General features: G+C 38.7%; 15 protein-coding genes and 1 pseudogene. 13 read left to right on the top strand and 3 right to left on the bottom strand.

Annotation, left to right across the window (positions count from 1 at the left end; translation table 11 throughout):
* The first annotated feature begins 146 nt into the window (after positions 1-146).
* Positions 147-2840, top strand: coding sequence for a cation-translocating P-type ATPase (locus tag HMPREF2634_RS01365; protein WP_070836126.1), 2694 nt, complete (start codon positions 147-149; stop codon positions 2838-2840).
* A gap of 85 nt (positions 2841-2925) precedes the next feature.
* Here the strand turns inward: HMPREF2634_RS01365 and HMPREF2634_RS01360 are convergent, their stop codons facing one another.
* A complete protein-coding gene (locus tag HMPREF2634_RS01360; RefSeq protein ID WP_070836124.1) occupies positions 2926-3216 on the bottom strand; it encodes a hypothetical protein in 291 nt (96 codons plus the stop codon).
* Between the two features lie 101 nt (positions 3217-3317).
* Here HMPREF2634_RS01360 and HMPREF2634_RS10295 point away from each other — a divergent pair, with 101 nt between their 5' ends.
* Positions 3318-3428, top strand: coding sequence for a winged helix-turn-helix transcriptional regulator (locus HMPREF2634_RS10295; protein ID WP_142350289.1), 111 nt, complete (start codon positions 3318-3320; stop codon positions 3426-3428).
* A 151-nt stretch (positions 3429-3579) separates the two neighbouring features.
* Positions 3580-4380 (top strand): annotated as a pseudogene (locus HMPREF2634_RS01355) (DUF2785 domain-containing protein).
* On the opposite strand, the gene HMPREF2634_RS01350 reads toward HMPREF2634_RS01355, so the two are convergent.
* A complete protein-coding gene (locus tag HMPREF2634_RS01350; RefSeq protein ID WP_021001483.1) occupies positions 4377-5234 on the bottom strand; it encodes a metallophosphoesterase in 858 nt (285 codons plus the stop codon). The pseudogene HMPREF2634_RS01355 and the gene HMPREF2634_RS01350 sit on opposite strands and share 4 nt — an antisense overlap.
* Positions 5235-5345: 111 nt before the next feature.
* On the opposite strand from HMPREF2634_RS01350, the gene HMPREF2634_RS01345 reads away from it, so the two are divergent.
* From HMPREF2634_RS01345 to ftsX, 4 genes are all read left to right on the top strand, one after another.
* On the top strand, positions 5346-6158 hold the full coding sequence (locus tag HMPREF2634_RS01345) for a Cof-type HAD-IIB family hydrolase (RefSeq protein ID WP_021001484.1): 813 nt from the start codon (positions 5346-5348) through the stop codon (positions 6156-6158).
* Positions 6159-6353: 195 nt separating this feature from the next.
* Positions 6354-7449 (top strand): peptide chain release factor 2 gene (gene prfB, locus HMPREF2634_RS01340; protein ID WP_117644653.1). Its coding sequence is split into 2 segments (ribosomal slippage): positions 6354-6425 and positions 6427-7449, totalling 1095 coding nucleotides; the frame shifts between segments, so codons are not numbered across the junction.
* 104 nt (positions 7450-7553) lie between these two features.
* Complete coding sequence (gene ftsE, locus HMPREF2634_RS01335; RefSeq protein WP_003025346.1) at positions 7554-8246, top strand: cell division ATP-binding protein FtsE; 693 nt, start codon at positions 7554-7556, stop codon at positions 8244-8246.
* Positions 8239-9165 carry a permease-like cell division protein FtsX gene (ftsX, locus tag HMPREF2634_RS01330; RefSeq protein ID WP_003037328.1) on the top strand — a complete coding sequence of 309 codons (927 nt, stop codon included), beginning with the start codon at positions 8239-8241 and terminating at the stop codon, positions 9163-9165. Before ftsE ends, ftsX begins: the two co-directional genes overlap by 8 nt.
* A gap of 93 nt (positions 9166-9258) precedes the next feature.
* Here the strand turns inward: ftsX and HMPREF2634_RS01325 are convergent, their stop codons facing one another.
* The gene (locus HMPREF2634_RS01325) at positions 9259-9894 is read right to left on the bottom strand and encodes an MBL fold metallo-hydrolase (RefSeq protein WP_021001486.1); all 636 of its coding nucleotides are present in this window, start codon (positions 9892-9894) and stop codon (positions 9259-9261) included.
* Between the two features lie 136 nt (positions 9895-10030).
* On the opposite strand from HMPREF2634_RS01325, the gene HMPREF2634_RS01320 reads away from it, so the two are divergent.
* The 6 genes from HMPREF2634_RS01320 to gyrB all read left to right on the top strand — a co-directional run bounded on the left by HMPREF2634_RS01320 (position 10031) and on the right by gyrB (position 18084).
* Positions 10031-12490, top strand: coding sequence for a bifunctional DnaQ family exonuclease/ATP-dependent helicase (locus HMPREF2634_RS01320; protein WP_021001487.1), 2460 nt, complete (start codon positions 10031-10033; stop codon positions 12488-12490).
* A 121-nt stretch (positions 12491-12611) separates the two neighbouring features.
* Positions 12612-13592, top strand: coding sequence for a YeiH family protein (locus HMPREF2634_RS01315; RefSeq protein ID WP_021001488.1), 981 nt, complete (start codon positions 12612-12614; stop codon positions 13590-13592).
* A 47-nt stretch (positions 13593-13639) separates the two neighbouring features.
* On the top strand, positions 13640-14872 hold the full coding sequence (locus HMPREF2634_RS01310; RefSeq protein WP_003025336.1) for an FtsW/RodA/SpoVE family cell cycle protein: 1233 nt from the start codon (positions 13640-13642) through the stop codon (positions 14870-14872).
* A gap of 12 nt (positions 14873-14884) precedes the next feature.
* Positions 14885-15433 carry a DJ-1 family glyoxalase III gene (locus tag HMPREF2634_RS01305; protein ID WP_021001489.1) on the top strand — a complete coding sequence of 183 codons (549 nt, stop codon included), beginning with the start codon at positions 14885-14887 and terminating at the stop codon, positions 15431-15433.
* A 128-nt stretch (positions 15434-15561) separates the two neighbouring features.
* Positions 15562-16125 carry an HAD-IA family hydrolase gene (locus HMPREF2634_RS01300; protein ID WP_003025331.1) on the top strand — a complete coding sequence of 188 codons (564 nt, stop codon included), beginning with the start codon at positions 15562-15564 and terminating at the stop codon, positions 16123-16125.
* A gap of 12 nt (positions 16126-16137) precedes the next feature.
* A complete protein-coding gene (gyrB, locus tag HMPREF2634_RS01295; protein ID WP_003025329.1) occupies positions 16138-18084 on the top strand; it encodes a DNA topoisomerase (ATP-hydrolyzing) subunit B in 1947 nt (648 codons plus the stop codon).
* Positions 18085-18141 lie beyond the last annotated feature (57 nt).

Genomic DNA, 18141 nt, shown 5'->3' with positions numbered 1-18141 from the left:
AAATACTCAAGGGAGTAGCTAGCGGGATATCCGTTACAAGGTCGTCAATACGAAAGCAATTTCCGGCCTTGTATGAAACAGCGAGACTTGTTGCAATAAACAGGTCTCTTTTTGTTTGTCAAAAAGGGATCAAAGGAGGAAATATTTTGTCAAAAGAACAAAAACGCCAAGCGTTTTATACGCAAGGTTCGGAGGAAGTTTTAAAAAATTTAGAAACTTCTGAGCAAGGTTTATCAAGCAATGAAGCCGCTAAGCGTTTAGACGAATACGGACGCAATGAACTGGATGAGGGAGAGAAAAAATCCCTTCTGATGAAATTCGTTGAGCAATTTAAGGATTTGATGATTCTTATTTTGCTGATTGCGGCTATTCTTTCGGTTGTGACTTCAGGTGGTGAAGATATTGCAGATGCGATTATTATCCTAGCTGTGGTCATTATTAATGCCATTTTTGGAGTTTACCAAGAAGGTAAGGCAGAAGAAGCAATTGAAGCACTCAAATCTATGTCTAGCCCAGCTGCGCGTGCGCTGCGTGACGGGCATGTGACAGAAGTAGACTCAAAAGAATTGGTCCCTGGAGACATCGTTATGCTGGAAGCAGGTGATGTGGTACCTGCTGACATGCGTCTTTTAGAAGCAAATTCTTTAAAAATTGAAGAAGCGGCTCTGACTGGCGAATCCGTTCCAGTTGAAAAACATCTGACTGTTGATGTAGCTGCTGATGCAGGTATTGGCGACCGTATCAATATGGCATTCCAAAATTCAAACGTTACGTATGGACGTGGAATGGGTGTCGTTGTCAATACAGGTATGTTTACAGAAGTCGGTCATATTGCTGGTATGCTCCAAAATGCTGATGAAACAGATACTCCACTCAAGCAAAATCTAAATGGTCTTTCAAAAGTGCTGACCTATGCGATTTTAATCATTGCAGCAATCACTTTTGTGGTCGGCGTATTTGTTCAAGGAAAAGACCCGCTGGGCGAATTGATGACATCAGTCGCACTTGCTGTGGCAGCAATTCCAGAAGGACTTCCTGCTATTGTGACCATTGTCTTGGCACTTGGCACACAAGTTTTGGCGAAGAGAAATTCCATTATCAGAAAGCTTCCTGCAGTTGAGACGCTTGGCTCTACTGAAATTATTGCTTCTGATAAGACGGGAACCTTGACCATGAACAAGATGACGGTTGAAAAAGTCTTTTATGACGGCAGTTTGCATGAAGCAAAACAAGATATTGACCTTGGACTCGACTTACCGTTGCTACGTTCCGTTGTACTTGCTAATGATACTAAAATTGACCAAGACGGGAAACTCATTGGTGACCCAACAGAAACAGCTTTTGTTCAGTATGCACTTGATAAAGGGTATGATGTCAAGGCCTTTTTGCAACAGTATCCTCGTGTAGCAGAGTTGCCGTTCGATTCTGAACGTAAGCTCATGTCAACCATTCATCCTTTGCCAGATGGTAAATTTTTGGTGGCTGTAAAAGGTGCGCCAGATCAACTCTTAAAGCGCTGTGTGGCTCGTGACAAGGCAGGCGATATTGCGCCGATTGATGAAGCAACGACTCAGTTAATTAAGGAAAATAATTCAGGTATGGCTCATCAGGCCTTGCGTGTTTTAGCTGGTGCCTACAAAATTATTGATGAAATTCCAGAAAACTTAACGTCTGAAAATCTTGAAAATGATTTAATATTCACAGGTATGATTGGAATGATTGATCCTGAACGACCAGAAGCTGCTGAAGCTGTTCGAGTGGCTAAAGAAGCGGGTATCCGTCCGATTATGATTACAGGTGACCACCAAGACACAGCGGAGGCTATTGCTAAACGCCTTGGAATTATCAATGATGATAGTAAAGACCATGTCATGACTGGTGCTGAGCTTAACGAATTGTCAGACGAAGAGTTTGAAAAAGTTGTTGGTCAATATTCTGTCTATGCGCGTGTATCTCCTGAGCATAAGGTGCGAATTGTCAAAGCATGGCAACATCAAGGCAAGGTTGTTGCTATGACAGGTGACGGTGTAAATGATGCACCAGCCTTGAAGACAGCCGACATCGGTATCGGAATGGGGATTACAGGGACAGAAGTTTCGAAAGGTGCTTCTGACATGATTCTAGCTGATGATAACTTTGCAACGATTATCGTGGCTGTTGAAGAAGGGCGCAAAGTATTCTCTAACATTCAAAAGACGATTCAATATTTGCTTTCAGCCAATACAGCAGAAGTTTTGACTATTTTCCTTGCAACTCTTTTTGGCTGGGATGTGCTGCAGCCGGTTCATCTTCTCTGGATCAACCTTGTGACAGATACTTTCCCAGCTATTGCACTAGGGGTTGAGCCAGCTGAGCCGGGTGTGATGACGCATAAACCGCGTGGTCGTAAGTCTAGCTTTTTCTCAGGTGGTGTCATGAGTTCGATTATTTATCAAGGGCTTTTGCAAGGTGCTTTGGTACTCGGTGTTTATGCTTATGCTTTGATGAATCCAGTTCATGTTGGTGACATGAGATCTATTCATGCGGATGCGTTGACCATGTCCTTTGCAACGCTTGGACTAATCCAGCTTTTCCATGCCTTTAATGTAAAATCTGTTTATCAATCACTTCTAACAGTTGGACCATTCAAATCTAAAACTTTCAACTGGTCTATTCTTGTTTCATTCATTTTATTGGCTTCTACCATTTTGGTTGAGCCACTAGAAGGAATTTTCCATGTAACAAAATTAGACTTTTCACAATGGGCAGCCGTTCTCATTGGCAGTTTTTCAATGATTATCATTGTAGAAATTGTCAAATTTGTTCAACGTAAATTAGGCATGGATAAAAATGCCATTTAAGACAGAAAAGTCATCTTCGGGTGGCTTTTTTAATTGTCAAAGTATAATAAAAAATTGCCGTGAATGCGACAATTTTGAGTACTTATTATAAGCTATAAATACGGACATCTGGATCTTGTTTCCAAAGTGGTTGAAGTCCAACAAAAACATCATTTTTGAACATATCACTTTGTAGATAATTTTGAGCGTGCTCAACAGAGTCAAAACCATGTAAAACTTGCATATCTTCTGTGCGAATAAGTAAGTTCTTGCTCACAGCCCCTTCGATAGTATCTAGAAATGGCTTGCGATAGTCATTATAAACTTTCGCTACGGCAGGACGACTTTCATCCGGAATATCTAGAGTGATTTGTAAATATGCTTTAACTTGAGACATAGTATTAAGTTCCCTTTCCTTTTATTTGAATTTATTATAAAATAGTGCTATTTTAAATGCAATATGTTACCAAATTAGTGAGTAACTAACTATAAGCAGAAATGCTAGATATTACAGATACTGTTCTCTCTAGAACTTTGAAAGAATTAATGCAAAATAATATGGTAGAAAGACGACAATATAATGAAATCCTTGTGCGCGTTACTTATTAGTTGATAGAAAAAGCAGAGTCTGTGATACCAATTTTTGAAACGATATGTCAATGGTCAAAAAAGTATTTAGCACCTGATGATATTAATAATAGTATTTGTGGACAGTTTCCTAAACAGGATGGTGAGTTTTTCATCTTAGCCGAGGAATAAAATGGTAAGAATAAAAGATAGGTTACAGCAGAGGTTACTTGATAATCAAGTGCATTATGAAAGAGAAGAAATTCTTTGGATGTTAGATTATATCGGTCATCCTGATTATAAAATACGAGATGAGTTAATTTTTGTTTCTCTAGCTAGAGCCATACAAGAACAACTATTTACAAAGGATCAGTTTGATTTTGTAGTGATTGAGGCTCTAAAACGACAGGGACTCTTGTATAAAAAAGAAGAGGTTGGTCAAGCGACTCTGACTCGATCTTTTACGGCTTTATTATTCGCTAATTTGCTACATGCGGATGCTAAGAAAAATTCACTTTATTTTAAAAGGCTCTCTAGTCAGCAAAGAATGGCTCTATTTGAACAAGGACTGTCTTATTTGTTGTACGAAAATGATAGGATTGGTTATTCTGAAGAATATGGTTGGGTGCATGCCTTTGCTCATGGCGCAGATCTTTTAGTTGAGATTATTTGTCACCCAGATTTTCCTATAATACGAGTAAATGAAGTTCTTCAAGTACTAGAAAAGATTTTTAAAAGAGTGAATTGACGCTTTATCAGCGATGAGGACTGGCGTTTGGCACGGGTCATCTATCAGGCTATTTTAAATGAGAGACTCTCACAAACCAGAGTTGCAACTTGGTTAGCTTCACTTGATTTTCCACTAGAAAAACCAGTAGACTTTTTGCAATTTTCTAATGCTCGTTCATGCTTGTTAGAAGTTTATCTTCAGTTAGACAAAGAAAAAGCTCTCTCAGACGAGCTAAGAGAAGCTATTCAGTTGTTTTCGTACTAAATATCAAAAATGATAAGTGCATCTTCTAGTTCTTTTTGGAGGTGCTTTTTCTTATATGATTGGAAAAGAGATAAGTCTTTTACTGCATTATAGCGTTTGTGGAGACGGTACATTTGAGATATTTTGTATTGAGGATAATCCTCGAAGAATTGTTGGGTCAACTGCCATTCGCGGATGTAACCAAGAGGTCTTGTATGATAGCAGACGCTGTCAATCATTCGAGCGGAGTGGCGGTGGTGAAGATGACCAAAGACAACACCTTTCACACCATATTTGACAAAGAGCTCATGAAAGGCCTGATTACCCAGAAAAGTATTAAAGCGCTGAAAATAAGGGTGATTGTAAAGAAAATCTTTGTGAGGAACAAAATGCATAGCTAGGATAATAGGATCATTCAGAGAAGTCAAAATTCTCTCAAGTTGTTCTAGGGTCTGTTGAGTGAGTATAGGGTCATCAGTGTTGCGGTTCAATCGTCTATCAAACCAGAAAAATTGCTTGGTTCGTTTGTGTTCTTCAGGTGTTTTTTCGGGGACGAAGCCATAGTCATACCAACCTGCTAGGCTAATAAACTGAGTCTGTCCAAATGATTGTACATTGAAATTGTGCTGTTGAATGTCGTCTTCAGTCATTCCTAGCATGTCATGATTGCCTAAATTGTAAGAAACGGAGAAGGATTTTTTGAGCTTTTGTAAAAAAGGCAAACTAATGTGTTCAAAATCATTAGACAGATCCCCTGCAAAGTGAATGTGGTCAACTTTTTTCTTTTTTAGTAAATCAATCAAAATGGTGATGTCTTCATCGGTAAATTGGTTTGAATCCAAATGAAGATCGCTCATAAATGCTAAATTTGTCATGCTCCTAGTGTAGCATATTTGAGGGACGATGAAAGAAATAAATTTTTCGCCAAAAATCATAGGAAGGTTTAAGTCTTTTGGTGTAAAATAGAAGTAAGTGGAGGTCTGCAGATGATAAAATTAGTAGCATTTGACATAGACGGTACATTTCTTCGCTCTGACAATATCTATGATGTGGAGCGCTTTAAGAAAATTTATCGAACATTGCAAGACAAAGACATAAAAGTGGTCGTCATTTCAGGCAATCAGTATGCCCAACTGGCTTCATTTTTTCCAAAACATCAGGAGGAGTTGATCATTGTTTCAGAAAATGGAGCACTAATTTTTGAGGGTGATAAGCTATTACGAGAAGCAAAAATTGCTAGAACAGAGATTGAAAAAGTTTTAGATGTGCTTGTGTCAGAAGACTTAGAAAATGCAACAACTCTTTGCGGACTTCATTCTACTTATTTGCTCAAGTCAGCACCCAAACAGTACAAAGAAGAAATTGCAATTTATTACCATGCATTGAAAGAAATCTCTAATTTTCAGGATTTACCAGAAGATGATTTTGTCAAGTTAGCTTTATTGGTGCCAGAAGAAAAAACAGATCAACTCCTTGAAAAGCTAAATCAAGTTACTGGTCAACTCGTTCAGGCAGTTTCAAGTGGACATGGTTCGATTGATATCATCCAAAGAGGTGTTCATAAAGGCTCTGCTCTTGAATTACTTAGTCAGCATTTTGGTATTGCACCACAGGAGATGATGGCTTTTGGGGACGGTGGAAATGACCTAGAAATGCTAGCTTATGTGGGTCACAGCTATGCGATGGCAAATGCTTCTGAAAAGGTCAAGAAAACAGCAAAGTATCAAGCACCAAGCAATCAAGAATCAGGCGTTTTAGAAATTCTCGAGCGAAAGGTTGTAAAGAAGGGACTATCATGAATATCATTTTGACGTATCTAACCTCTTAATATTTTTAGCCAGATGGCAATCTATCTAACAATCATGTAACAAAGAACGAAATTTCTTGATTCAGAATTAGAAATTTTATACAATAACTATTATTGGACTCTGTCAGAAATTAGAAAAAAATACTGACTTGTGATATAATAAAACGATATGTGAAAAGAGGTAAGTATGGATATTTCAGAAATTCGTCAAAAAATTGACGCAAATCGTGAAAAATTAGCTTCTTTCAGGGGGTCTCTTTGACTTAGAAGGTCTGGAAGAAGAAATTGCAATCTTAGAAAATAAGATGACAGAACCTGATTTTTGGGATGATAATATTGCAGCACAAAAAACATCTCAAGAATTAAACGAACTTAAGCAAACCTATGATAACTTCCAGCAAATGACTGATTTATTTGACGAATCAGAGATTTTGCTTGATTTTCTAGCGGAGGATGATTCTGTACAGGAAGAGTTGGAAGAAAAATTAGCAGAGTTGGAAACAAAAATGACCAGCTATGAAATGACACTCCTCTTGTCGGAACCTTATGATAATAACAATGCTATCCTTGAAATTCATCCAGGCTCTGGTGGAACAGAAGCTCAAGACTGGGGGGATATGTTGCTGCGGATGTATACACGCTTTGGCAATGCTCATGGTTTCAAGGTTGAAGTATTGGACTATCAAGCGGGAGATGAAGCGGGAATTAAGTCTGTTACCTTGTCTTTTGAGGGTCCTCATGCCTATGGTTTGTTGAAGTCTGAAATGGGAGTTCATCGCTTGGTGCGCATTTCGCCATTTGACTCAGCTAAGCGTCGTCACACTTCTTTTACTTCAGTGGAAGTCATGCCGGAGTTGGATGACACGATTGAAATTGAGGTGCGAGACGAAGACATCAAGATGGACACTTTCCGTTCCGGTGGTGCTGGCGGGCAAAATGTCAACAAAGTTTCAACCGGTGTTCGTTTAACCCACATACCAACGGGAATTGTGACACAATCCACTGTTGACCGCACACAATATGGAAACCGTGATCGGGCAATGAAATTGCTTCAAGCGAAACTCTACCAAATGGAGCAAGAAAAGAAAGCAGCTGAAGTGGATTCCTTAAAGGGAGACAAAAAAGAAATTTCTTGGGGAAGTCAAATCCGCTCTTATGTCTTTACTCCTTACACGATGGTCAAAGATCATCGGACAGGCTTTGAAGTCGCACAGGTCGACAAAGTCATGGACGGAGATATTGATGGCTTCATCGATGCCTACTTGAAATGGCGGTTAAACTAAATATTAAATTTACGAGAGTGGTGCAGACAACCGTAATTGCAATGCAATCATAGTTTCCTCTCCCACTCCCTAAACTATCTTACGAAAGGAACTCTTAACAATAAATGTCAATTATTGAAATGAGAGATGTTGTCAAAAAATATGACAACGGGACAACAGCCCTGCGTGGTGTGTCCATTGAAGTAGAGCCAGGAGAATTCACCTATATTGTAGGTCCTTCTGGAGCAGGGAAATCAACTTTTATTCGATTATTGTATCGTGAAGTGAAAGTTGATAAGGGAAGTCTGCAAGTTGCTGGCTTTAATCTTGCTAAAATTAAAAAACGTGATATTCCAATGTTGCGTCGTAATGTTGGCGTCGTTTTCCAAGATTATAAATTGCTACCCAAAAAGACGGTGTATGAAAATATCGCCTACGCTATGGAAGTTATTGGAGAACGCCGTCGGAATATCAAAAAGCGCGTTATGGAAGTGTTGGATTTGGTTGGTTTAAAACACAAAGTCCGTTCATTTCCAAATGAACTCTCAGGAGGGGAGCAGCAGCGAATTGCCATTGCTCGTGCGATTGTGAACAATCCTAAAGTTTTGATTGCCGATGAGCCGACAGGAAATTTGGACCCAGATAATTCGTGGGAAATCATGAATCTACTGGAGCGAATTAACCTGCAAGGAACGACTGTTCTAATGGCAACCCACAATAGCCAAATTGTAAATACTTTGCGTCACCGCGTTATTGCCATCGAAAATGGTCGTGTGGTGCGTGATGAAGCAAAAGGAGAATACGGATACGATGAATAGTAGATTTTTAAGTCACCTGCTTGAATCGCTCAAAAGTTTGAAGCGAAATGGTTGGATGACAGTTGCTGCAGTCAGCTCCGTGATGATTACACTAGGGTTAGTCGCAATCTTTGTGTCAGTCATTTTAAACACGGCGAAGCTAGCAACAGATATTGAAAATAATGTGCGGGTTATGGTCTATATGCGACCAGATACAGCGGACAATGAAGAGACTATTACAAAAGAAGGTCAAACAGTCAAAAATGAGGACTACCATAAGGTATATGATGCCCTCAACAAAATGTCAAATGTGAAATCAGTAACATTTTCTAGCAAACAAGAACAATTAAAGAAACTAACAGAAGTCATGGGTAAAGATTGGAAACTCTTTGAAGGAGATGCCAATCCCCTACATGACGCTTATATTGTCGATACAACTGACCCTAAATACGTCACGTCTGTCGCAAATAATGCGAAGAAAGTGGAAGGGGTTTCTGAAGTAGAATACGGTGGAGCCAATACAAAACGTATTTTTGCGTTAGCTAATTTTATTCGTACATGGGGAATTGTAGGAGCGCTCCTCTTAGTCTTTATTGCTGTTTTCTTGATTTCAAATACTATTCGGATTACGATTATTTCACGTAGTCGTGAAATTCAAATTATGCGTCTGGTGGGAGCAAAAAACAGTTACATTCGAGGTCCGTTCTTGTTAGAAGGAGCTTGGATCGGCTTGCTTGGAGCAGTTGTTCCAGCTGGCTTGGTCTATTTTATTTACGAAATGGCATACAAGTCATTTAATCCATCTCTTGCTAGTCAAAATCTTTCAATGATTGTACCAAAAACCTTTATTCCATTGATGATTTCCTTCCTTTTTGTAGTAGGAATTATCATCGGAGCATTTGGCTCGGTTCTCTCAATGAGACGATTCTTGAAAATTTAAAAAAAAAAGTGATAATAAAAACCCTATTGAACCCTGATCCGAAAGTTAGACAGAAAAATCTAACTTTTGAGATGCAGTTCATTTAGGGCTTTTTTAATGCAAAAATGGATTAAACATTTTTTCATGAACAATGGTGGTTTGAGAACCATGCCCAGGATAAACGTCATAATCAGGCAAGGTCAGTAATTCGTTTTTGATGCTAGAAATGAGTTGTGCCATATTTCCAGTATAGAAGTCCGTTCGACCAATTGATTCGCAGAATAAAGCATCGCCGGTTAAAACAAAGTGCTCGTTAGGAAAGATGATTGAAACACCACCGATGGAATGTCCTGGTGTTGGTACGACGTAAAAATAAAAATCATCTAGACTATAGGAACTATGATAATCAAAAAAGACATCAGCAGGCTGGAGAATGATGTTATCCATATCTTGGTGGCGAGCTAGTCCAGATAGATTATATTCCGGAGTGTAAAGCCAAGTTGCTTCACTTTCAGCGACATAGACAGGCGGCTGGTGAAATTGCTGACGGACTAAATCAACACTCATAATATGATCATAATGAGTATGGGTCAGCAAAATAGCTGTAATTGGCTTATTGATTTCTTGAATTTTGGTTGCAATTTTATCCCAGTCACTACCCGGATCAACTACGATGAGGTGATGCTCATTTTCTAAATAATAAGTATTTTCATATGCTTGAGCGTTTAAAGTTTTATGAATTGTTATCATGAGAACTCCTTTCACTTCATAGTTTAGCAAAAAATATGAAAAATGACATAAAAGAAATATTAAGTTATTTATCAAGGGAAAATAAGGCATAAAACGTGATACGAAATAGTTGGATTTATGGTATAATTTTTCTAGTATGACACAAGAAAAAAGAAAATATGCTGTGGTAGATTTGGAGGCGACCAGTGCCAGCAGCAACGCAAAGATTATTCAAGTCGGGATTGTGCTGATTGAAAATGGTCAGATTGTTAAAACTTATGAAACCGATGTGAATCCTCATGAGAAGCTGGATTCTCATATTTGCCAATTAACAGGATTGACAGACAAGCGATTGAGAAGGGCGCCAGACTTTTCTCAAGTAGCTCGTGAGATTTATGAGTTGATTGAGGATGCCATTTTTGTGGCTCATAATGTGAAATTTGATGCTAATTTATTGGCAGAAGCCCTCTTTTGGGAAGGATTTGAATTAGTGACTCCGAGGGTAGATACAGTAGAGCTTGCGCAAGTCTTTTTCCCAACGTTTGAAAAATACAATCTAGGAATATTATGTGAACAGTTAGACATTCCTTTGAAACATGCGCATACAGCGCTTGCGGATGCCTCAGCAACGGCTACATTATTTTTAAAAATACAAGAAAAAATCCAAAAACTTCCGAAAGAATTAGTGGAATATTTGTTGAAATTTTCGGATAGTTTGATTTACGAATCACGCTTAGCAATAGAAGATGCTTTTCACCAAATATCGGACATAACTTTCCACGATTTGATGAAGCGGCAGGGAATTTTTCTTAGAAAAAGTAAAAAGATTAAAAAAGCAAGGAAATTATCCCAAAATTTCCAACACAATATCAATTTGTTGGATTTAGAGGAACGAAAAGAACAAGATGAGTTTGCGCATGATGTGGAACAGGCTTTAAAAAGTCAGCAACCAAGTTTTTTACAAGCTCAGACAGGTTTAGGCAAGACCTATGGTTACTTGCTCCCTGCTTTGGTTCAAACGAGCAAGCAAATTTTGGTAACGGTTCCTACGAAAGTGTTGCAAGATCAGATTGTGGCAAATGAAGGACAAAAGTTAGAAGAAATCTTTCATGTTTCTGTTCATAGCTTGAAAAGCCCTGCTAATTATTTAAAACTTGACTTCTTTTATGACAGTTTGCAGCAGGTAGATGACAATCGTTTGGTCAATCGTTGCAAGATGTTGCTTTTAGTTTGGCTCACAGAAACGGAATCTGGTGATTTGGATGAAATTGGTCAACGGCATCGCTATCAGACCTATTTTCAACAGGTGCTTCATGATGGCAAATTGAGCAAAAAATCCCTCTTTTATGATGCGGATTTTTGGCAAAAAGGTCAAGAAAAATCGAAATGCAGCCGTGTGTTAGTGACCAATCATGCTTATTTTTTGACGCGGCTAGAAGATGATAAATCTATAGTGGAAGATCGACTTTTGATTGTGGACGAGGCTCAAAAATTGTTTTTAGCTTTGGAAAATCTTTCTCGAAAATCTCTCAATATGACAAAATGCTTGCAGCAAATTCAATCAGAACTTGAAATAGCAGATACCATTTTGAAACGTCGTTTATTAGAAGATATTCAATTTGAGCTGGCTCATGCGGTGGAACAATTCCAACACTACAAGAAAAATGAGTTAACGAAAGAAACCTGTTCCAAACTCCGACAAGATTTATCAGAGTTAGATCAAAGATCTCTTTCTGACTTACGCACTATTTTTGTCACAAAATACGACCAGTTCTGGTTAAAAGAAGAGCAGTTTGATGATTATCGAGTGACGATGTTAGAAGCCGCTTGCCTAGAAGTGCTAGATTTTCGAGCTTTGCTGCCTGAAGAAGTTCAAGTCTTATTCGTTTCAGCCACGCTTGAAATCAGTAAAAAAGTGCATTTAGCGCATTTACTTGGTTTTGAAAATGCACCATTTTATCAGTTACCACAAAAGCAGAAACATCAGCAGAAAATATGGTTGGATAAGAATTTTCCAAATGTTGTAGACTTGGATGTGGACACTTATGCAGAATTGATTGTCAAATGGGTTCATAAATTAGCTACTCAGGAAGTTCCACTTTTCGTTTTATTTACATCGAAAGCGTTATTGTTAGCTGTTTCAGAACGCTTGTGCCTACCTCATTTAGCCCAGTATAAGAATGGTGAAGCGGCTAATATTAAACGTCGTTTTGACAGAGGGGAAACGAGTATTTTATTGGGGTCGGGTAGTTTTTGGGAAGGAACAGATTTCTCCAGTCAGGAGCAAATGATTGAAGTCATTACACGCATTCCATTTGACAATCCGAGTGATTTCTTTACGCAGAAACTCAATCGCAAATTGCGGCAAGAAGGTAAGAATCCTTTTTATGATTATAGCTTGCCTGTTGCGATTTTACGCCTAAAACAGGCTTTGGGACGTACAATTCGACACCAAGAGCAGCAGTCAGCAGTCGTCATTTTAGACAATCGCATATTAACCAAACGTTACGGACGGCAAATTCAGACAGCCTTGGAAAAAATTGCTCCAATATCTGTCACAAGTATGAAAAAAATTCCAAAAGAAATTGAGCAGTTTTTGAGGAAGAAATCTCTTTAACGTCAGCAGAGTAGAAGACTCAGTTAAAATGCAAACTGAGTTTTTTGATAAAAATACGAATTTCCTCCGCTGCTAGTTTTAAATTTTGTTATAATAGAAACACAAAGAAAGAAGGTTCGATATGTATCAAAAATATCTTTCAGGGATTGGCTTTGCTTTTGTACTAGCAGCAGTAGCTACTGTCTTGGGAAATTTCTTCCCCTTGATAGGTTCTAGTGTTTTTGCCATTCTTTTGGGAATTTTAGCCAATAATCTTTTTCATATAAAAAAGACTTATCATGCTGGTTTAGCTTATTCAGGTAAGAAATTACTGCAATATTCCATTATTTTGCTGGGGTTCAGCATGTCCATTGGTCGGGTTTCTGCTACAGGCATCTCCTCTTTAAAAATTAGCATTTTAACTATACTGATTGCTTTTATTTCAGCTTATGTGGTAGGACGTCTGTTGGGAATGGGCAAAGTTCTAACCACTTTAATTGGATTTGGAACGGCTATTTGTGGTGGTTCTGCCATTGCAGCAGCTTCACCGATTTTAGAAGCAAAAGATGAAGACATCGCTTTATCTATTTCAACAATTTTCTTCTTTAACATTTTAGCAGTTTTTATTTTCCCATTTTTAGGGCATCTGATGCATATGAATAATGCAACTTTTGGAACTTGGGCAGGAACAGCTATCAATGATACGTCATCTGTTGTAGCAGCGGGCTACACTTACAGTCAGTCAGCAGGAGATTTAGCAACGATTGTTAAGCTCAGTCGTGCTCTAATGATTGTACCAGCTTGTCTCATCTTTGCAGGAGTCCGATATGTACGCTCACAAAACAGTCATCAAAAAGTCGATTTAAAGAAAATTTTCCCTTGGTTTATTTTGTGGTTTGTTGTGGCGTCTATTGTTACTAGTGTTGGGATTTTTCCAAGTTCGCTCGTTCCTGCAACGAAGTTCTTGTCACAGTGGCTCATGGCAATGGCTCTTGCTGGAATTGGTGCAAGAGTATCCTTTGGGCAATTTAGAAAAGCAGGCGCAGCGCCGTTGTTGACAGGAGCATTTGCTTGGTTTGCAGTTGCTGTATCTAGCTTAATTATTCAATACTTTTTCTCGTAAAAGTGCTTTAAAAGTGACTGACATTTATTACGTATGTTGGAGGAGATATGCCTTATCAAAAACGCTCGATTGATTCACGAGTGGACTATAGTTTAATATTACCGGTGTTTTGTTTGCTTTTTATTGGTGTTGTAGCCATTTATATCGCTGTTAGTCATGATTATCCAAAAAATGTTTGGCCAATTGTAGGACAGCAGATTGCCTGGATTGCTCTAGGGACAGTTATCAGTCTGGTTATCATGCTATTCAATACAAAATTTCTTTGGCAAATCACGCCATACTTATATGTGTTCGGATTGGCATTGATGGTGCTACCACTTATTTTTTATAGTTCAGAATTAGTCTCTTCAACAGGAGCAAAAAACTGGGTGACTATAGGACATGTGACCTTGTTTCAACCATCTGAATTTATGAAAATTTCTTATATTCTGATGTTGTCACGAGTTGTTGTTAATTTTTTACAGCGTTATAAAGATAGAGAGCGAACGGTTAAATTGGACTTCTTCCTGATTTTTGAGTTAGCCCTTTATACCTTACCCGTTCTGATTTTATTGGCATTGCAGAGTGACCTAGGGACAGCATTAGTCTTTATCGCAATCTTTTCAGGAATTGTCCTCTTATCAGGTGTGTCTTGGAAAATCATTGTACCAGTTGTTTTGACCATTCTGGTTGTAGGCGGTGGCTTTTTACTTATCTTCATTTCAAAAGACGGGCGAGCTTTTTTGCACCAAATTGGGATGCCAACCTATCAGATCAACCGTATTTTGGCTTGGCTGAATCCGTTTGACTACGCTCAAACCACTACTTATCAACAGGCACAAGGTCAAATAGCAATTGGTAGTGGTGGTCTCTGGGGACAAGGGTTTAATGTATCCAATCTATTGGTGCCTGTACGTGAAAGTGATATGATTTTTACTGTCATTGCAGAAGATTTTGGTTTTGTCGGTGCAACGATTGTGATTGCCTTGTATTTGCTATTGATTTATCGTATGTTAAAAATTACGCTGAAATCAAATAATCAATTTTACACCTATATTTCTACTGGTTTTATCATGATGTTACTCTTTCATATTTTTGAAAATATCGGAGCAGTGGCGGGAATTTTGCCTTTAACAGGAATCCCACTTCCATTCATTTCTCAAGGTGGTTCTTCGATTATTAGTAATTTAATTGGTGTCGGACTCTTGCTTTCGATAAGTTATCAAAATAATCTCTCAGATGAGAAACGCTCACATTATCCTACAAGGCGTAAAAAAGTAGTATTAAAACAATTAAAATAAAGGAGAAGAAGTATGACAAAAGTAGCTGTTATGTTAGCCAATGGCTTTGAAGAAATTGAAGCATTGACGATTGTGGATGTTCTTCGCCGTGCAGGAATCCTATGTGACATGATTGGATTTGAAAAAGCGGTAACGGGTTCTCACGGTATCGCAGTTCAAGCAGATAAAGTTTGGACTGGAAAGTTAGATGATTATGAATTGGTGGTACTGCCGGGAGGAATGCCTGGTGCGACAAATTTGCGAGATGATGATCGTTTGATGTTAGCTCTACAAAAGATGCAAGAAGAAGGCAAGTGGATAGCAGCCATTTGCGCAGCACCGATTGCACTAAATCGTGCAGGAGTCTTAAAGAACAAACAATTTACCTGTTACGATGGTATCGAGTCAGATATTGAAACTGGAACTTACATCAAACAAACTGTCGTTGTTGATGGGAAAGTGATTACCAGTCGAGGTCCCGCAACTGCTCTAACTTTTTCTTATGAGCTGGTTCATCAGTTAGGTGGAGACAGTGAGCAGCTTGCAACGGCGATGCTTTACAATGATGTCTATAGTGATTGATGTTCTATGATACTAAAGCTTATTTGGAATTAACCAAGTAAGTTTTTTTATGGAAATTCATATCTAAAATAAGCTCTCCTATCCCTTTTTACCGCCATTTTTTACAAAAATATGTTATAATAAAGGGTATGGATTATCAAGATTATATTTGGGATTTAGGGGGGACTCTCCTCAATAATTACGAGACGTCAACGGCTGCATTTGTAGAAACGTTAGCTGGTTTTGGGATTCAAGTTGCCCATGATGATGTTTACAAGGCGCTAAAGGTTTCAACTCCCTATGCAGTTGCTCAATTTGCGCCCAACATTCCTGCATTTTTACAAACTTATAAAGTGAATGAAGCAAGAGAGTTAGCTCATCCAGTATTATTTGAAGGTGCTGCAGATTTGCTCAAGAATATCGTTGCACAAGGAGGGCGTAATTTTCTGATTTCTCATCGGAATGATCAGGTTTTAGAGATTCTTGATAAAACAGGGATTTCAGGCTACTTTACAGAAGTGGTGACTTCTAATCGTGGTTTTAAGAGAAAGCCAAATCCTGAGTCAATGCTGTATTTAAAAGATAAGTATCAGATTGAGAATGGGTTAGTCATCGGAGATCGCTCAATTGACACAGAAGCGGGTCAATCAGCTGGCTTTGCAACTTATCTCTTTGATGATATGAAAAATCTCAAGAAATTTATAAAAATATAGAAAAGGAATCGTATGTCAGAAGAAAATAAAGAACTGCAAGCACAAGATTATGATGCCAGTCAAATTCAGGTTTTAGAAGGTTTGGAAGCTGTCCGAATGCGTCCAGGGATGTATATTGGCTCAACTTCAAAAGAAGGACTGCATCATCTTGTTTGGGAAATTGTAGATAACTCAATTGATGAGGCATTAGCTGGTTTTGCAACACATATTCAAGTGTTTATTGAGAAAGACAATTCGATTACCGTTGTTGATGACGGTCGTGGAATCCCTGTAGATATTCAAGAAAAAACAGGTCGTCCTGCGGTAGAAACTGTCTTTACCATTCTTCATGCTGGAGGAAAATTCGGCGGTGGCGGGTACAAGGTATCTGGAGGATTGCATGGTGTTGGATCTTCTGTGGTTAATGCTCTTTCTACTCAACTTGATGTTCGGGTTTACAAGAACGGTCAGATTCATTTTCAAGAATACCGTCGCGGGCACGTCGTAGCGGATCTGGAGATTATCGGCGAGACTGATCGCACAGGAACAACTGTTCATTTTACACCAGACCCAGAAATCTTCACAGAAACGGTTGAATTTGATTTTGAAAAATTAAACAAACGGGTGCAAGAACTAGCATTCTTGAATCGTGGTCTGCGAATTTCTATTACCGATAAACGGGAAGGTTTGGAGCAAACAAAAGATTACCATTATGAAGGTGGGATTGCCAGCTACGTCCAGTATATCAATGAAAATAAAGATGTTATCTTTGAAAATCCGATTTATACAGACGGAGAAATGGATGATATTACTGTTGAAGTAGCTATGCAGTATACAACAGGCTATCACGAAACTGTCATGAGTTTTGCAAACAATATCCACACTCATGAAGGTGGGACTCACGAACAAGGATTCCGTACGGCACTCACGCGTGTCATCAATGACTATGCGAAGAAGAACAAACTTTTAAAAGAAAATGAAGATAATCTAACTGGTGAAGATGTTCGTGAAGGTTTGACAGCTGTCATCTCTGTCAAACATCCTAATCCTCAGTTTGAAGGACAAACAAAGACGAAGCTTGGAAATAGCGAAGTTGTTAAAATAACCAATCGTCTCTTTAGCGAAGCTTTTTCAGATTTCCTTTTGGAAAATCCTGCGGTTGCTAAAAAAATTGTTGAAAAGGGAATTTTGGCATCTAAAGCTAGGATTGCAGCTAAGCGCGCACGTGAAGTGACCCGCAAGAAATCAGGACTAGAAATCTCCAACTTACCTGGTAAATTGGCAGATTGCTCTTCTAATGATCCGCATGAAACAGAATTGTTTATCGTGGAAGGAGATTCGGCAGGTGGTTCAGCCAAGTCTGGTCGAAATCGGGAGTTTCAGGCTATTTTGCCAATTCGTGGTAAGATTTTAAATGTTGAAAAAGCCAGCATGGATAAAATTTTAGCCAATGAAGAAATTCGTAGTCTCTTTACCGCAATGGGAACAGGCTTTGGAGCGGATTTTGATGTGAGCAAGGCTCGCTATCAAAAATTAGTCATTATGACCGATGCTGATGTTGATGGTGCGCATATCCGAACCCTTCTTTTGACATTGATTTATCGTTATATGAAGCCTGTTTTAGAAGCGGGGTATGTCTATATTGCTCAACCGCCTATTTATGGTGTGAAAGTCGGCAGTGAAGTGAAAGAATACATCCAGCCCGGAGCCAATCAAGAAGAAGAGCTACAGTTGGCATTGGAGCGTTATTCTGAAGGGCGTTCTAAACCAAGTATTCAACGTTACAAAGGCTTGGGAGAAATGGACGACCACCAACTTTGGGAAACAACGATGAACCCAGAACATCGCTTAATGGCGCGTGTCTCAGTCGATGATGCAGCAGAAGCGGACAAGATTTTTGATATGCTAATGGGTGACCGTGTAGAACCTCGTCGTGAATTTATCGAAGAGAACGCCGTATACAGTACATTGGACGTTTAAAAAAATCTGAAAAAATTCACATTTACCAAGAAAATTATGATATAATAATCATGATTA

The organism is Streptococcus sp. HMSC034B03, from assembly GCF_001838575.1.
GTDB lineage: Bacteria > Bacillota > Bacilli > Lactobacillales > Streptococcaceae > Streptococcus > Streptococcus anginosus.
The sequence above is the reverse complement of the archived record's forward strand: the minus strand, read 5'-3'. Positions and strand labels throughout refer to the sequence as shown.

Coding starts and splice junctions, on each gene's coding strand:
- HMPREF2634_RS01360 (WP_070836124.1), bottom strand. CDS start 3,216: ATGTCTCAAGTTAAAGCATATTTACAAATCACTCTAGATATTCCGGAT.
- HMPREF2634_RS10295 (WP_142350289.1), top strand. CDS start 3,318: ATGCTAGATATTACAGATACTGTTCTCTCTAGAACTTTGAAAGAATTA.
- HMPREF2634_RS01350 (WP_021001483.1), bottom strand. CDS start 5,234: ATGACAAATTTAGCATTTATGAGCGATCTTCATTTGGATTCAAACCAA.
- HMPREF2634_RS01345 (WP_021001484.1), top strand. CDS start 5,346: ATGATAAAATTAGTAGCATTTGACATAGACGGTACATTTCTTCGCTCT.
- ftsE (WP_003025346.1), top strand. CDS start 7,554: ATGTCAATTATTGAAATGAGAGATGTTGTCAAAAAATATGACAACGGG.
- ftsX (WP_003037328.1), top strand. CDS start 8,239: ATGAATAGTAGATTTTTAAGTCACCTGCTTGAATCGCTCAAAAGTTTG.
- HMPREF2634_RS01325 (WP_021001486.1), bottom strand. CDS start 9,894: ATGATAACAATTCATAAAACTTTAAACGCTCAAGCATATGAAAATACT.
- HMPREF2634_RS01320 (WP_021001487.1), top strand. CDS start 10,031: ATGACACAAGAAAAAAGAAAATATGCTGTGGTAGATTTGGAGGCGACC.
- HMPREF2634_RS01315 (WP_021001488.1), top strand. CDS start 12,612: ATGTATCAAAAATATCTTTCAGGGATTGGCTTTGCTTTTGTACTAGCA.
- HMPREF2634_RS01310 (WP_003025336.1), top strand. CDS start 13,640: ATGCCTTATCAAAAACGCTCGATTGATTCACGAGTGGACTATAGTTTA.
- HMPREF2634_RS01305 (WP_021001489.1), top strand. CDS start 14,885: ATGACAAAAGTAGCTGTTATGTTAGCCAATGGCTTTGAAGAAATTGAA.
- HMPREF2634_RS01300 (WP_003025331.1), top strand. CDS start 15,562: ATGGATTATCAAGATTATATTTGGGATTTAGGGGGGACTCTCCTCAAT.
- gyrB (WP_003025329.1), top strand. CDS start 16,138: ATGTCAGAAGAAAATAAAGAACTGCAAGCACAAGATTATGATGCCAGT.